Consider the following 14,913-nt stretch of genomic DNA (forward strand, 5'->3'; position numbering starts at 1 on the left):
TTTGAAGACCCGATAAAAGAGCAGCTTTCCAAAAGTGTAAAGAACATAAACTCATAATTACTTTCGTAGTAGTTTAATATATTTATCTAAGAGTAATTTGGTCATCCTATCCTCCTTTAACTCAAACAAATCTCCAACCTTTTGAATAAACCGATGTTCAGTAATTAAATTAGCATATACGAATTCACCAACCACGCTAAACACGTCTAATAAGTAAATTAATATGAATGCATCATATTTTGCTTCTTCAATATCAGTAAGATGGATTGAAAAATCATCATCATCGAGTCTTACAAACTTAGTAAAGCTATCTGAAGACATGTGCACACCGGTACTCAATTCACCATACAAATTTCCGATTAAAGGATATATTTTCTTTAAGTTCTTTATACACGCTGTAGGCTTTATATCTGTACATATTTGTATCGAATTGTGTACAGTAAAGATCCAAGCTAATTGCTCAAGAATAATTCGTAGCATTGATACAGCCTCAAAATGCATGTAACTTTTGATTAAAATCGACGCCGACTTAAAAGTATTTTGTAGACGGACTAAAGATGCACTGCACATAAAAAGATTAAAGTCATCAGGTTTATTCTTTATAGACATAATATAATCAAGATTATCTATGAAAGTTTCCTTTATCATGTTCAATGCACTTGTAATTAAAATCACATCTTCATCTTGATTTACTAGATTCCAATTCGAGCTATATTTTTTATATGTATAATCCATTTTTATTCCTAAGTTGTAAGCCTTGGCTGCTGCAAAAACGTATTTTCTAAAAGTTTCATTAGAATTTGAAGGCACGCCAATAGTGAACATATGGTCCCCTATTAACTCTAAATCATCAAAACCATACCTCATTTTGAACAAGTTATCTTCATCGTCTCCCCACCAAGCAACCATCTTAGAGGACCTCCTTAGTAATTATTTCATCTAAATAATTCACAGCATATCGTAGAGGTTACTGATAATTTCTCACAATCGATGTTCTTTGAACATGGTAAAAGTATGGCGACCGAAAAGTCACGTGCTCAAAATCAATGAGTTCAAGTCACTATAAGTCCCTTCCGTTTACTTTTTGCAAATAAAACCATTGAAATAAGTTGTACTCCTAAAGAAAAAATTGCAAATTTTATATTTAGCAACCACAGTATTGGACATGTAATGATGGCGATACTTAATCCCCATCTGTATGCCCCTCTAATCCCTAAACTTCCGTCCAACAAGGACGATATTATTACGAAAATTAGCGTAAGGCTGAATACCATAGTTAGAAATGCTATAACCCAAGAGATACTACCGATAATCTCTTCTTCTTGAAGGGAATTGAGTAAGAATACAGATGCTAGTAACACTGTTCCAAACAATAAAAGTATCGGCTTTAATGGTCTAAACAACCGAGAAATGGTCTCAACCATATCACCTGAAATATCTAGTTTCATTAATTTGTCTTTTTCCTTTTCAAGCTTGTTGGACTCTACTTTGATAAAGGTCATTAAGGTCCTTAATAACAAAACATCTGGCCGTTCGTAGTAATCACGAATCACAGTACGAATGTCCGGTGTAAAATAAGCACTCGCCTCACCCAGTTTGGTGTATAAATACTGAATTGCTACGGGATCGCCTAGTCGATTGATTGCTTGGGCCGCTGCGGCTTCAACGACGGAATACAGATCCATTTTCTTTTGAACCAGTGCCAATTTATTCTTCTGGTCCGCATTTAACAGTAGTTTAAACTCTTTGTACAACCAGACCAGAGCCGTACTGACAATAGTAATTACTAAAGACCAGCCCGGATTGGTTTTAAAATACTCAAAAATCTGCTCCAGCATTCGCGTATACACCTCTTACATTTCTACTTTCTGATGAATCACTTTTCAGTAATTTTTCGACACACAAGTTACACCATTCTCAATATTTCTACAAAATCTATATTTTTCCTTCTCCCAATTTAGATAGACAAATTTACTCCAAAACAAAAAACCGAAGCGTATTACCGCTCGGCTTGTTTAATCTTATATTTCTCCTTCCTCCGCCCCCATTACCTCAATCATCATCTTTACCCCCAGCCGGAAACCCTCGGTATACGCGGCAGCAGAATACATGGAGGTCGTCTGGCCCATTAAATCAAGTAACCGTTCAAGCTCATCATATTCATGCGGCGGTAGCTTCTTGTGGTAGTTCTCAATTAATATTGATATTTTGCGGTTAATCTCCTGGTATTCGGAATTTTTCGGATGAATATTCTCGTCAGGCCTGATATTTCCATAAAATAAGTCTTCCAAAACTCTACTCATGACTCCCCTCCTTGTATGAAATTGATCAATTATGCAATCGACTCTCCTTATAGCTTGATTATGCAAAATCAAATGGATTACGGACGCCTGTTTAAGTATAAATTTTATGCGAAAAACGCATAAATATCAATATGCATTTTTCGCATAAAGTAAACTTGTCACAGGTGATGACATGTACTCAAGAATCCGCAATCTACGTGAAGACAAAGACCTAACACAGCAGCAAATGGCTGAGCTGTTACATATCAGTCAGACTACCTACTCCCGGTACGAGAACGGGAACTTAGATGTGCCGAGCGCTGTATTAATCACTCTGGCAGATTTCCATCAAGTGAGCATCGACTACCTTCTTGGTCAAACGAATACCCCCAAGCGCTATCCTAGCCAAAAAGGATAACAGCGCCACAACAAAAACAAGCTCTAATGGCCACTCCACAGAGCTTGTTCCATATCCACGTCAGCTTAAATAGCTGGCTAGTCTTATTTCCCCAAACAAGCGAACCCTACGTTAGCGGCTCATCCCCGATTCTCACCCACAATATCGGGACCTGTCTTCCAGATCTTCCTCTTGCCATTCAAACTCAAAGACATTCTCCCTGAAGCTTACTTTTGGAGCTTAAGTAAAAGAATATCTTTGTGTTCCTCCGAAAGCTGCAGCAAGGTGAAGCTCCCGTCTTTGATAAGGGAATTAATCAAATTCGCCTCTTGTCTTGCGAGGTTATATAGAGCTTTGTCAATGGTGCCATGAAGCAAGGCTTCATCGAGCTCATCCGAATCCTTCTGGATGACTTCTCCTGATGGCAACACAACAATGTCTAAGTACAAATCGTCCATCCAAGGCACGTTATCCTCACTCACACCATTCAATGAACAGATATCAATATACCACTGCACAATCTGCCCTTTCTCGTCAAACATGGTAGTCACTGAATGCTGCTTACCCAAAGGGAATTGTTGAAGCCATATGTACCCGTCATTTACAAGGCAAATATTTTGGTCAATGTATTTTACGTACAATGGCTCTTTCACTTTGGCTATCTTCAGAAGTGATACGTAGCCTTTAAAATGATCCGTTTCTAAGTAGGACTGGGCATATTCTCTTTCCAGTACACGTTTCCAATCTGAACGGTCTCCATATTTTCGCTTCAAGTGTACATCTCCCTTTGCCTATGAGATTGGCCTGCCTATGTAATCAAGCACCTGCCACATAGGGCGGGTGCTTATTCATGCTTATGACTTGCGCACTGGCCTGATGTATTTCCAGAACCGCTCCGGATTATGATAGAAATAAATGATTCTGCCGGGGGAAGCATCAAAGCAGTAACCGGTACCGGCAAAATCAAAAGCCGCCATGGTCTGCTCCATCTTGTCCTCCACACTGCGATTCTCCTGCTCATAATCGAATGGCCCGTGCTCGAAAACGATATACTCGGCTTCGGGAACATCTATCATAAGCATTTGAGGTGGCACTTCGCCTTGATACTCAGAAGGAAGTCGTGCACCATAACACTCTGTGCGCGGAATCCCCCAATCGCAGAGTCTGCCGTCCGGGTCATTAATGTACGCCATGATCTGACCGCTGCCGGCGTTCGATTCGTTTCCGCCATCATCATCCAATTTGCCAGTGATGCTGTCGAGTAAGCCACAGATGGTTTCGCAGTCCTGCCCGGGAATAAGGCTTTGTTTTTGCCAGAAATCCCAATATCCGTTACTCTCATAGTTCTTAATGTGCAGAAATTTGTGTGCGGGAATGGTTACAAAATAAACTTTAACATCCTCTGTAGATTTTATCATACCAATCTCCCCGAATCCGAAGAAGTAGCGGTCGAACGGATTGATTTTGGTACGAAGGACGATGGGCAGCGGATTCTTCCGGTATTCACTTGGCGTCACGCCATAGGTTCCCTTGAAAGCTCTGGTGAACGCCTCATGGGATGAGAACCCATAATCAAAAGCAATATCCAACATGCTTTTTTCACTATCCCGAACTTCTTTAAGCGCAAAGGCTAATCTCCGGTGCCGCAGATAATTCCTGAATTGCATACCCGATATTTCCTTGAATTTTCGCGTAGTATGGAATTCGGAATACCCTAACTTGCGGGATAGAACCCGCAGCGTTATTGCTTCCCCGTTGCGATGCTTGATACACTCGTCAATTTCATCTACGATGATTTGGATTTGCTTGTGCCACTCGTACATTCGTCCGTTCACCCCGTTTCAACCACTCTATAATCAATATAGAGGAATGGAAATTTTCTGGCTTGATTTTACTTGCGGAAACGAGAGGATATAGTCTCCTTAATTATCACTACGATAATAAATCTCCAAAATCTCCTCGATATAATTCATGACCTCTGTAGTCATTCCATATATAACGGTATCTTGTCCATCTTGAGGTGTGACGTAGCTCCAGAATTTGTCCGCCAGTTCCTCATTTCCATGAAACAGCCGTGAACTATAGTGGACAATACGGGCCGCCAGCTCCTGCGAAGCTGCAGAGTCTGGCGGTTCTTGCAACTGCTGCTTCATGTCACGCAGAATATCCGCCCACTCCATCACCAGTGGATTGTCAAAATCATTAATCGGCAGCTCCGCCCGCTCGTCTGCGGTGAAATAACGTTCCCGCCTGCCGGTATCCGGTGCCGGAAACTGCTCCAGCTCACGGATGAAGCCCATCAGCTCCGCAGTATTTAGTTGCCCAGTTGCCCTGATGGCGTATTGTGCCGAGCGGAGCAGATGCTCTACCGTTTGCAGGTTTTTTTGCTGCTGTCGGACGATGGCTACCTGCTGCTCCAAGGACCGCTCCCAGACTTCAGCGGGGCTTCCGGCTTCGCCGCCGGACTGGCTAAGCATTTCAGCGATTTCACTTAAGGTGAAGCGCATCTTCTTAAGAACCGTAATCTGCTGCAGCCGGATGATGCTGCTGTCTGCATACAGGCGATAGCCGCTCTCTCCCCTTGCGGGGTGCAGCAGCCCGAGCTTCTCATAATAATGCAGTGTACGGACAGAGACTCCGGTCTGCTTGGCCAGCTGGCCCACTGTGTACATTTAATCCGCCTCTTTTCCTCTCCGGCTTAGAAGCAACCTTGTTCCGAGCAGGAGCACAATTAGTACACCTGCTGAACCCAGCACAGCCATACCAAATAAAATAAACAGCCCGCCCGTTCCCGCCTCCTGCTCCGTATAAGTCAGTGCCGCATAGTCTCGCGGAATCACCACAAATCGGGATAGGGTCAGATAGGCTAAATGAAAGCCTACAGAAGCCCATAACGATCCGGTCAAACTGCGCCATAGCTGCAAGGTCAGCCCGAAGCCGAGCAGAAGTATAACATAGTCTGCTGTTATCGTATTACCGGCAGGCATCCCCGTTAACTTCTGCAGGAGCAGTACAGTCAACGGTACGAGCACAAACAGGAGCATTTGCCCGAAATAAGCGAGCACAACAGGCAGCCTTAGCCGTAAGCCGCTGTAAACCAGTCCCCTAAGCGTGAGCTCCTCCGGCAACGCTTCATACAGCAGGGCTATGAACAGATTCATTAGCACTGCCGATATCAGCTCCGGTGTCCAGTGCCAACCTGTGATTGTTATCCAATCCTTAGAGGCGGCAATCAAGAATCCTGCACCGGTCATAGCCAATGGCAGCCCGAAACCGCACAACAAGTGGACCAAGCTTCCCGTCGATACCGGCAATAAATTCAGCCTGACACCGAAGCGGCGCTGAGTCAAGTAAACCAAGGGTACAATTGTTAAGCCTGTAACCAGGGCCTGGATGAACCGCACGGATTCTTCCGTGCCGCCCGATGTCCGTACCCACTGTCCGATGGCCGAAGCCGCAAATAACCCTAAGGTCATACCCAGCCAGCCCAGAATAGCGATAGCGCCCCTGTGCGAACGCCCTGCTGACTGATTTCTTGCCAATGGAATCACAATACATCCCTCCCTGCTCAGTATAAAGCCTCCCCTATACGTCAGGGTCAAGATGGATTTACTCTTGTTCTATACTTGGCTATGCTTACTTATAAAGGAGGTTCATTCCATGACAAACACCCCCGGCAAGAAAAGAACCGACAAGGCTACACGGATCATCCAGGCCACCCCGCAACAAATTTACAAGGCCCTCGTGGACCCGGCAGCTCTGGCTGTGTGGCTTCCACCCAAGGGAATGAAAGGCGAGATGCTGGAGTTCGACGCCCGGGTTGGCGGATTTTATCGGATGGCTCTGACCTATCTGGAAATGGACGCTTCAACGCAGGGTAAGACCACGGAGGATACGGATGTTGTTGAGGGCAAATTCCTGGAATTCTCCCCGGATCAACGGGTGGTACAGCTGATTGAATTCGAGTCTGACGACCTTGCATATGCGGGAGAGATGACGATGACCTGGTCGTTAGCAGCCGTTGCGGAGGGCACTGCTGTTACCATCTTGTGTGAGAATGTGCCTGAAGGAATTCGAAAGGAAGATCATGACGAAGGCTTGAGGTCGAGTCTGGAGAATCTCTCGGTCTATATCGGAAGCGTCTAGTTCAATAAATTGAAGGCAGTCCAGGATGCATGTTTCCACCTCAGGACTGCCTTTTAACAACTTTTCCAAAAAGATTCTACCTACCACACAGACAACCCTGTTCTGGCATCATTATCGTCGGTAACGTACTCTACCTTGTTATAACCTTGAGAGATCGCATTGTCATACAAGGCTTTCAGCTTCGCTTGATTCTTGCAATAGATCGTGACATACACACTGTCGGCTAATAACAGCACAAGCTGGCAGTCACTGCTGACATACTCCTCGTACGTCTCCACATTGACGACCTCTTTATCCTTCGGAAAAGCTTTGAGATCCACAAAGAAAGCATAATACTCATGATTCCCTATAATCTCCTTCAGCTCAGCCCCGTCCATCCCAAAGACCTGTTCCGGGAAAAGGGACTGGTCCCCGTTATCCTTACGTTCCACGTAATAGGCTTCCTCTCCCCCGTTGTACCAATGGTACGCAGCCACATCCACAGGCTTCAGCATGTCCGCCAGAAAATGACCGTCCTGATGGGGAAGCTTAAACGTTATGCCCCGCTTCATGATTTTTACCTTCTTTCCTGATTGACTTTATCCTTCGGAAAAAATCCATCTCAATGGCTCGGCTGAACGGCCTACGTAACAGCCACCATCAGACTGCTGATCAGAATCAGCGCAGCTACAGGCGCCCAGATTCTCCGCTCCCATACGCTTCGCGTAATCAGATTCAAGAACGTAGAGAGCGCGCCAAACCCGACCACAACCCAGATCGCCCAATCCGCAATTTCACGCCATCCGGGCAGAATCATTTCTGCTTTACTCAACACAATAAGCGCAAGCAGCGCTAGTATTGCGATCTGCATCAGACATGCCCACCGCAGCGGCGCCGGAAATTTCCCGGGGTACTTCCCGCCCATGGCACAGGCTCCCCACGGAGCGCCGAGTGCCAAGGCGGCTTGAAACATAATGGTTAGCAGGATCAAGATGGTGAATACGATGGCTGGTATGGATACAGTCATGAACTCATCCCCTTTCTGGTTATGGCGGCTACTGATGATAGAAATACACAAGATACCCCATCAAGAAGATCACGAAGTCGGAGTAGCTGTGGCAGACCACGGCGGCCAGAATGCTTCGGGTACGCAAATAGGTGACGGCATAGAAGATACCCAGCACAAAGGCTGTGATCAGTTGAATGACGTCATACCGCAGGGACAAGGGAGACCACCCAATATGGATGTGCCCGAGCATGAAATAAACCGCCGACAACAGGATAATCGTATGTATCGCTTTTGAATCCAGTGAAGGGCGCTTATTGAATCCATACATCAACAAGAATTGAATGACGAATATCCGGAAGAACGGCTCTTCGCCTAAGCCCGGCAATGTGCCATACACCGCGATGTCCTTAACAGCATAAACAGCATCCCGGCCGGCATATTGCCCTATGATGGCGTCTGGACCGAGGGTGAAATAAATGAGCATTAAGCATGCCGCCACAATGAATGGGAACAGCACCACAAAATATCGGATGTATTTCCTGCTAAGCTGCACATTCCACGTGTTAAACCCGGCTTCTCGTAACCCTTGGTGCAGGATGAACCGGATGAGCAGGCAGGTGACCCCGATTTGCAAGAGATACCAGGAAATGGCCCGGATAAAATCCCCATTGGCATTTAAGGTCCCGGATTGATTCAGCACCCATGTCATGGGGCCGCTCAGATCATATGTAAGGAAGTTATAGAGGCTCTGCAAAGCAAAGATGATAACGAGCAGGATAACGTTAATTAGAATGAATTTTCCTGCTTTGGCAATAGTCATAGTGTACCTCTTATCTTTTTTAATAAGCATAGCACTCCCTGCACTTATAGTGCGTTTGACCTGATGTGTGTGTACCCGAGCAGTGTACATTCTTTCCATTGGCTTGGTTCAGGTATAATATATAATAATGAACGTTCCAAGCGGGTGGGAGGATAGGCTGTGAATAAACAAGACCAGGTCATGACGGAATTCAGGGACGTATTCAACAAGATGCGCTGGCTGAATAAAATCAAGATGGAAGTGAGCCTTAAGGGGTATACGCCTACTGAAGTCCATTGCATTGAATATATCGGACGCAATGCAGACTCCAATGTGACGAAGCTTGCCGAGTCCTTTTATATGACCAAGGGTGCTATCAGTAAATTAACGAAGAAGCTGATCGAGAAGGGGCTAATTGAAAGCTATCAGAAGCCGGACAACAAGAAGGAAATCTATTTCCGGCTTACGGAGCAAGGAATTGCCGTATTTGACATTCATGATGCGCTGCACAAAGAATTTCAGGAACGGGATAAAGCCGTCTTTGAGCAGGTGACCGAGGAGCAATATGACAGTATGCTTAGCTTCATTGCTAAATACAGCAGGCACCTGGATGCAGAAATAAAGAAGCAGAACTTAGAGATTGACCCAGTAGAATAAGGTTAACAAGGAACATGAAACCGCGTGCAGTCTGGCTCTTATGAGAGCAGGCTGCTTTTTTATTGCATATTTTTGTTGACAAGGAAACTAAATAATGATACTTTTTTTGTTGACAAGGAAACTATAACGACGCCATATGAGGAGACTACTATGTCACAGGACAAAACAAATAAACCAGGATTACCAAAAGAAATACTCATGGCCGCCTGGGCCATTGCACTGGGAGCCATTGCCCCCATGCTTGACTCCACAATGGTGAACATTGCTATCGACCAGCTAACCAAGGACTTCAACACGACATTGGCTATCATTCAGTGGTCCATTACAGGTTATATTTTGGCCCTCGCGATTGCTGTTCCCATATCGGGATGGCTCATGAACCAATTTAACGGCAAGAAGATCTTTATCGGCGCGGTTATTGCTTTCGGGGTAATCTCGATAGCTGCAGGAATGAGCGGGGATGTGACCAGTTTCATCGTCTTTCGATTACTTCAAGGATTTAGCGCGGGGATCATCACTACACTTATGTTTACCCTTTTAGTGAAGACCGCCGGACAAGAAAACCTCGGAAGAGTGATGGCCATTGTCAGTACACCTATGATTTTTGGCCCTATCTTAGGCCCTGTAATCGGGGGCTTTATCGTACAAGGCGCATCATGGCATTGGATTTTCTATATTAATGTGTTCATCGTCTTGATTACTGTGCCGCTTATGATGAGAAGCATTCCAGATTTCAAACCGTTCAACAAAGACAGCAAGCTCGATCTATTCGGGATTGTCAATTTGTCCTTAATGAGTGCGTCACTGATATACGGAATTACGAAAGCAGCGGACTACGCTTCCTTTAACAACCGCGAAACCATTCTATGGGCAGGTACTGGCCTTGCTTTAGCCGTAATCTACTTTGTATATAATGCCATCCGAAGCAACCAGACGGTACTTCCGCTCAATTTGTTTGCACACAAGAACTATCTGGCATCCAGCAGCGGTTTATTTTTAGCCAATGCCGCTATCCTGGGCCCTATGCTTATCCTCCCGTTGTTCTTCCAGAGCATCCTTCATTTCACGGCCATTCAGGCAGCGCTCGCTTTAATTCCTCAGGGCATAGGCATGCTTGTTACCCGTCCTTTGCTTGGGAGATGGATTGATAAGCTCGGCGTAAAATATGTGGTTATGGCCAGTCTTGCCCTTTCACTCATAGGTACGATACCGCTGATCTTTATCACCGGTCAAACCAGTATGATTTGGATTTCCGTGGTTCTGTTTATCCGGGGTACCAGTGTCGGAGGCATCAGCATTCCGTTGACGAGTGGCGCTTATTCCGGCCTGGACAGCAAGCAGCTTCCCGAAGCCGGGGTTGGTATTACGATTGTCGAGAACCTTGGTTCAAGCTTTGGTTCGGCTGTTATCGCAACCGTTGTCGCCGCCTATATCCATGGTTTGCAGCCTACGGTGGCTCTTAATTTGAAAGGTTACCATGCCGGATTCCTGGTTTCTGCCGTTGTCCTTGCGCTAATCTTTGTCCCCAGTCTGTTCCTCACGCAAAAAAAGAACGCTAATAGCGGGCCTGCGGCGGATACAAGCAGCCTTTAGCTTCAACGGGAAGCAGATGAATTCTGAATGCGTCAGGGGTTAATTCATCTGCTTCAGCACCTGCTCCACCTCCGCCAGATTCTCCACAAGGTCAACCCGCTGTCTGTCGAGCTCTACCACCTGGCTATCAATCATGCGAACTCTCTCCAGTAACAGCTCACGGGCACTTGCTTTATATTTCGTGTATACCTGGAAAAGGCAGCCGAAAAAGGGCCGGAATACGCGGTTTCCCCGTGGCCCGGCGCTTGCTCAGGTAATCCTCATGCATATGCTATTTCATCAGAAGGTCAGACAAATACTGTAGTCTTGTTGATAGATACCGAGTCTTCCTCTAAAGCTCAAAAATTCCTTCCAGTTAAACTCCAGTTCCAGAATATCAATAATGATCATTGGCTTTTCTTCTGCATGGACTGCAGACGCTTTATAGTGAGCGATATAGTGAGTAATGATTTCATCCAGTAGCTTAGCACCGTCACAGTGCTCATCCTCACAAGCCCGCAGTGTCGTGTAAACTCCTTGCTCGGTACTCTCCCAGTATTTTGGCATGTATAACCTCTCATCAGCACTTTGGCAGGTAGATTTCCACAAATATACTACTAATTGCATCATTCTTGTTCAATGATAATATCCCTGCATCGTACAATGAATTCAGCCATCTCCTTACCGTCCAAAAGCACATGCGCCTCATACCCGTCATCAGTACGATAGAGCTCATTATAAAGCCAAAATTTCCCCACAATGCCTTCGTCCTGCTTGATGATATCCGGTGCTACAAACGTAATCTTATTCAATTGGGTGAAGCCTCCCTGAGTGTCGAGGCGGATTACAAGGTCATCACCGGAGAGCATTTCCGTCACTGTACAATCGTGAAAATGGAAATGATTACGAAGCTCCTCGGGCAGCGGTTCTGCCTGCTGTGCCTGACGGTATTCCTGTGAGATCTGATCTGTCTTTCTTACATTCTCGATGCTCAACTCTTTCAACTGGCGCAGCATATCTTTCGTGCAGTAGCCCAGCGTAAATACCCGTAAATCCGCAATCTGCTGCAAAATCTCACCCGGCAGCCGCTCAGCGTGTATTTCCAGCCCCCATTCCTGCCTCTGCTGAAACTCTTGCTTACAGGCGACTTCGTCAAAAGCAGGCCGGGCGTCATATTCGGCAATCCGCTTATGTATCTGCACTTTCTCTTCTTCCGGCATATGGTATATCAATTTATCCTCATCGGCAATCTCTTCACCGCTGAAGTATTGGTCCACCCGAATCATCTCAGCCCCATCATGCGCCAGCAGGTAACGGGGGTCCACATCGTACATTTCGCGTTGTTCTTTTAGGAACGCCTTCTCTTTACGTTTATACAGCCGTCTATACAGCGCTTCGTCGTGGACGTCTGCTCCTCTATGCGCCCGCAAGCCGAATTCCAGGCTCCGCTGCTGGCACAGCTCGTACCACTCTTTGGTCAGATATCTCACGCACTGCTTCCCCCTAGCCATGTGGATAGTCATCTATGTAATTTCAATAATTCCCTTATATCTTCTTCGGTCAAAAAGTCGTCACTAACCGGTTGCCCAACGGACTCAATGAATTTCAGCTTCAGCGTTCGCTTGGTTAGCCACTTATACACGCCAGGCAAATGAACATAAATAGACGGCAATACTGAACAGTGCAACGCTAATGATAGATAGCCCTGCATACCCTATCCAACTCCTAGGCGTCCATTGAAATTTCAATACATACATGGAGCCCATGATTAAGGCAACAGAAGGTATTCCAAACATAGATAAGATTACGGTACTAATCACGTCCATTATAAACCCATATTTAAAGAATCGGTTGGCAAGCAGAAAGAAAAACAAGAACGACAGGCCATTTACAGCCATTGCGGATATTAATAGGGTTTTAAATGCCTTATACATCCTCAATCACCTCTTCACTGTACAATGAATCCAGTCATCGTCGCTTCGCTCAAGTGAAATGGCCTCCGTGTCTCTTCCTCCACAAGGAATTACTTATGCCTGTTCCCGATCTAACTTCCGGGCATAATTCCTGTAGCTCAATATACAAGCAACTATCAAGAACCCTACGAGGAGAATCTTCACCCACACAGGGTAAGCAAGCTGTACATTGGCCCATATCCCGGCAACCAGAATAACGGTTAATAATATGGCTTGCAGCATTTTTTTCGTTCCGATGTTCATTAAGACCCACCTCCTATAACGATAATGCTCATTAACCAAATTGAAATATCTGTAACGCCAGCAATGGATTCCTATACCCAAATGGCATATTGGCACTATTATAAAATGAAGAATTGGACCTGTCCGCCTGAAGCCATTCCATTTATAATGGGCGTTATTCTGTTCACCTGTTATATAAGGAGTGACTCATCATGTTCAAAGGCTTATCGGCCTTCCCGCTTACCCCAATGGACGAAGTGTCCGGCATTCATGAAGCATCATTCATCCGGTTAATCGAGCGTTTGGCTGCCGCCCGGGTAGACTCTATCGGCGCTTTGGGTTCAACAGGGAGTTACGCTTATCTCACCCGCGAAGAACGTAAACGCGTCACACAACTAGCTGTAGCGCATGCCGCAGAGATTCCGGTGATCGTGAGCATTGGCGCTCTGCGTACCCGCGACGTTCTGCTACTAGCGGATGATGCCCAGCAGGCGGGGGCTAGCGCCGTCTTGCTCGCTCCGCTCTCCTATCAGCCATTAACGGAGGAGGAAGTATTCACGTTATATGAAACGGTCACCCGAACGTTGTCCATCCCCTTATGCGTCTATGAGAATCCCTCCACCACTCATTTCCGCTTCAGTGACGAACTGCTGGGTCGAATTGCGCAGCTTCCTAACGTTCAATCGGTCAAAATCCCGCCGCTGCCGCCCAGCCAAGCTGAGGCTAAGAGCCGGGTGGACCTTCTACGCGCTTTGTTGCCTGAACATGTAACTCTCGGAATTAGCGGTGACGCTTCTGCTGCACTGGGATTAGCCGCCGGCTGCCAAGCCTGGTATTCGGCACTGGCCGGATTGTTTCCGGAGGTATGTCTGGATATCACACGGGCCGCGCTGAACGGGAATCACAATGAAGCTCTCCGCTTATCCCAAGCTTTGGCTCCCCTGTGGTCTTTCTTCACCCAATATGGCAGCCTCCGGGTAATGGCGGCCGCTGCGGAGTGGAAGGGGCTCATTCCAGGGTCGGCTTTGCCGCTGCCTATCCAACCGTTAAGCGGGACGGCGGCGAAGCAGCTATTCGCCTTTCTCGATGAAGCTGAATTTGCGAAGCAGTAACTGTATACCGGCAGGAAGCACGAAGAGGCTGTCTCCATAAGAGACAGCCTCTTTAAATAGGTGTCCGCCGTTCCTACAGCAACGATAATGCTACTGCTACGGCATTATCGATAAATGTGCGCTCCGGCCGCGCCTTCATCATCACGGTAATCCCTACTAACGACACAACTAAACTTTGTGCCAGCTTCTTGGCGTTAAGGTCTTGCTGCAACTCACCTGTATGAATCCCCCGTTCAATGGTTTCCTGAAACAGGACTGCAAGATAGTTCTGATGTTCCCGCGTAATAATCTCGAATTTCTCGTCCCGGGGCGCAAGCTCAACCATCGTATTTATACAAAAGCATCCCAGTGTACCTGCTCCAGCATACTCTTCCTCAACTAAATCGCTGAAGAATCCACGGAACGCCTCCCGCACCGAGGCTTTACTTTGCAGTTTGGTCCGTATCGTGGCGGCATGCCACTGCGTGTACTTTCGCAAGGCAGTCTCAAAGAGCTGTTGTTTATCGCCAAAGGCCAAATAAAGACTAGGCCGTTGAATAGACATTGCCATAGTCAAATCCGTTAAGGAAGTTGCCTCAAACCCTTTTTCCCAAAAGACATGCATTGCCGCATCCAGCGCTTTCTCCTTATCAAATTCCCGGAGCCGAACCATTATGTATCCTCCTCATAATATACCAACAAGTATAGAATAAATTATATTTACTGTATCAAAAATTGTCAAATCTCTTCCTAAATCTCTTGACTTTATTGATTGTTGGAGTTATT

Annotated in this window: 19 protein-coding genes; 5 read left to right on the forward strand and 14 right to left on the reverse strand. The window is 46.1% G+C overall.

What is annotated here, in order from left to right:
- Window positions 1-57: 57 nt before the first annotated feature.
- The 3 genes from F1381_RS12545 to F1381_RS12555 form a co-directional block, all read right to left on the reverse strand.
- On the reverse strand, window positions 58-909 hold the full coding sequence (locus tag F1381_RS12545; protein ID WP_151735194.1) for a hypothetical protein: 852 nt from the start codon (window positions 907-909) through the stop codon (window positions 58-60).
- A 143-nt stretch (window positions 910-1,052) separates the two neighbouring features.
- Window positions 1,053-1,838, reverse strand: coding sequence for a hypothetical protein (locus F1381_RS12550; RefSeq protein WP_151735195.1), 786 nt, complete (start codon window positions 1,836-1,838; stop codon window positions 1,053-1,055).
- Window positions 1,839-2,021: 183 nt separating this feature from the next.
- A complete protein-coding gene (locus F1381_RS12555) occupies window positions 2,022-2,303 on the reverse strand; it encodes a DUF6809 family protein (protein WP_151735196.1) in 282 nt (93 codons plus the stop codon).
- Window positions 2,304-2,475: 172 nt separating this feature from the next.
- On the opposite strand from F1381_RS12555, the gene F1381_RS12560 reads away from it, so the two are divergent.
- A complete protein-coding gene (locus F1381_RS12560; RefSeq protein ID WP_151735197.1) occupies window positions 2,476-2,700 on the forward strand; it encodes a helix-turn-helix domain-containing protein in 225 nt (74 codons plus the stop codon).
- 206 nt (window positions 2,701-2,906) lie between these two features.
- Here F1381_RS12560 and F1381_RS12565 read toward each other — a convergent pair whose 3' ends face one another.
- The 4 genes from F1381_RS12565 to F1381_RS12580 all read right to left on the reverse strand — a co-directional run bounded on the left by F1381_RS12565 (window position 2,907) and on the right by F1381_RS12580 (window position 6,230).
- Complete coding sequence (locus F1381_RS12565; RefSeq protein WP_151735198.1) at window positions 2,907-3,452, reverse strand: ribonuclease FAU-1 family protein; 546 nt, start codon at window positions 3,450-3,452, stop codon at window positions 2,907-2,909.
- Between the two features lie 81 nt (window positions 3,453-3,533).
- Window positions 3,534-4,502: a helix-turn-helix transcriptional regulator gene (locus F1381_RS12570; protein WP_151735199.1), complete on the reverse strand. Its 969-nt coding sequence runs from the start codon at window positions 4,500-4,502 to the stop codon at window positions 3,534-3,536.
- A gap of 99 nt (window positions 4,503-4,601) precedes the next feature.
- Window positions 4,602-5,351 (reverse strand): MerR family transcriptional regulator, encoded by a 750-nt coding sequence (locus F1381_RS12575; protein WP_151735200.1) that lies wholly within the window; start codon window positions 5,349-5,351, stop codon window positions 4,602-4,604.
- On the reverse strand, window positions 5,352-6,230 hold the full coding sequence (locus F1381_RS12580; RefSeq protein ID WP_151735201.1) for a CPBP family glutamic-type intramembrane protease: 879 nt from the start codon (window positions 6,228-6,230) through the stop codon (window positions 5,352-5,354).
- 109 nt (window positions 6,231-6,339) lie between these two features.
- Here F1381_RS12580 and F1381_RS12585 point away from each other — a divergent pair, with 109 nt between their 5' ends.
- Window positions 6,340-6,825, forward strand: a complete 486-nt coding sequence (locus tag F1381_RS12585) for an SRPBCC family protein (RefSeq protein WP_151735202.1) — start codon at window positions 6,340-6,342, stop codon at window positions 6,823-6,825.
- A gap of 80 nt (window positions 6,826-6,905) precedes the next feature.
- Here the strand turns inward: F1381_RS12585 and F1381_RS12590 are convergent, their stop codons facing one another.
- From F1381_RS12590 to F1381_RS12600, 3 genes are all read right to left on the reverse strand, one after another.
- Window positions 6,906-7,376: a DUF2691 family protein gene (locus tag F1381_RS12590; protein WP_151735203.1), complete on the reverse strand. Its 471-nt coding sequence runs from the start codon at window positions 7,374-7,376 to the stop codon at window positions 6,906-6,908.
- 71 nt (window positions 7,377-7,447) lie between these two features.
- The gene (locus F1381_RS12595; protein ID WP_151735204.1) at window positions 7,448-7,831 is read right to left on the reverse strand and encodes a hypothetical protein; all 384 of its coding nucleotides are present in this window, start codon (window positions 7,829-7,831) and stop codon (window positions 7,448-7,450) included.
- Window positions 7,832-7,859: 28 nt separating this feature from the next.
- Complete coding sequence (locus F1381_RS12600; RefSeq protein WP_151735205.1) at window positions 7,860-8,732, reverse strand: CPBP family intramembrane glutamic endopeptidase; 873 nt, start codon at window positions 8,730-8,732, stop codon at window positions 7,860-7,862.
- Between the two features lie 81 nt (window positions 8,733-8,813).
- Here F1381_RS12600 and F1381_RS12605 point away from each other — a divergent pair, with 81 nt between their 5' ends.
- Together F1381_RS12605 and F1381_RS12610 are read left to right on the forward strand one after the other, a co-directional pair.
- Entirely contained in the window at window positions 8,814-9,269 is a 456-nt protein-coding gene (locus tag F1381_RS12605; RefSeq protein WP_425495271.1) for a MarR family transcriptional regulator, read from the forward strand.
- Between the two features lie 150 nt (window positions 9,270-9,419).
- On the forward strand, window positions 9,420-10,862 hold the full coding sequence (locus F1381_RS12610) for an MDR family MFS transporter (RefSeq protein ID WP_151735207.1): 1,443 nt from the start codon (window positions 9,420-9,422) through the stop codon (window positions 10,860-10,862).
- Between the two features lie 279 nt (window positions 10,863-11,141).
- On the opposite strand, the gene F1381_RS12615 is transcribed toward F1381_RS12610, so the two are convergent.
- The 3 genes from F1381_RS12615 to F1381_RS12625 form a co-directional block, all read right to left on the reverse strand.
- Entirely contained in the window at window positions 11,142-11,471 is a 330-nt protein-coding gene (locus tag F1381_RS12615) for a hypothetical protein (protein WP_187355315.1), read from the reverse strand.
- Entirely contained in the window at window positions 11,468-12,331 is an 864-nt protein-coding gene (locus F1381_RS12620; protein ID WP_151735209.1) for a DUF4085 family protein, read from the reverse strand. The genes F1381_RS12615 and F1381_RS12620 overlap by 4 nt, the downstream gene beginning before the upstream one ends.
- A 537-nt stretch (window positions 12,332-12,868) precedes the next feature.
- Entirely contained in the window at window positions 12,869-13,057 is a 189-nt protein-coding gene (locus tag F1381_RS12625) for a hypothetical protein (RefSeq protein WP_151735210.1), read from the reverse strand.
- Window positions 13,058-13,248: 191 nt separating this feature from the next.
- Here F1381_RS12625 and F1381_RS12630 point away from each other — a divergent pair, with 191 nt between their 5' ends.
- Entirely contained in the window at window positions 13,249-14,148 is a 900-nt protein-coding gene (locus tag F1381_RS12630) for a dihydrodipicolinate synthase family protein (RefSeq protein ID WP_151735211.1), read from the forward strand.
- Between the two features lie 73 nt (window positions 14,149-14,221).
- Here the strand turns inward: F1381_RS12630 and F1381_RS12635 are convergent, their stop codons facing one another.
- Window positions 14,222-14,800: a TetR/AcrR family transcriptional regulator gene (locus F1381_RS12635; RefSeq protein ID WP_151735212.1), complete on the reverse strand. Its 579-nt coding sequence runs from the start codon at window positions 14,798-14,800 to the stop codon at window positions 14,222-14,224.
- Between the last annotated feature and the right edge of the window lie 113 nt (window positions 14,801-14,913).

The sequence above is a fragment of the Paenibacillus tengchongensis genome (assembly GCF_008973665.1).
GTDB lineage: Bacteria > Bacillota > Bacilli > Paenibacillales > Paenibacillaceae > Paenibacillus_AQ > Paenibacillus_AQ tengchongensis.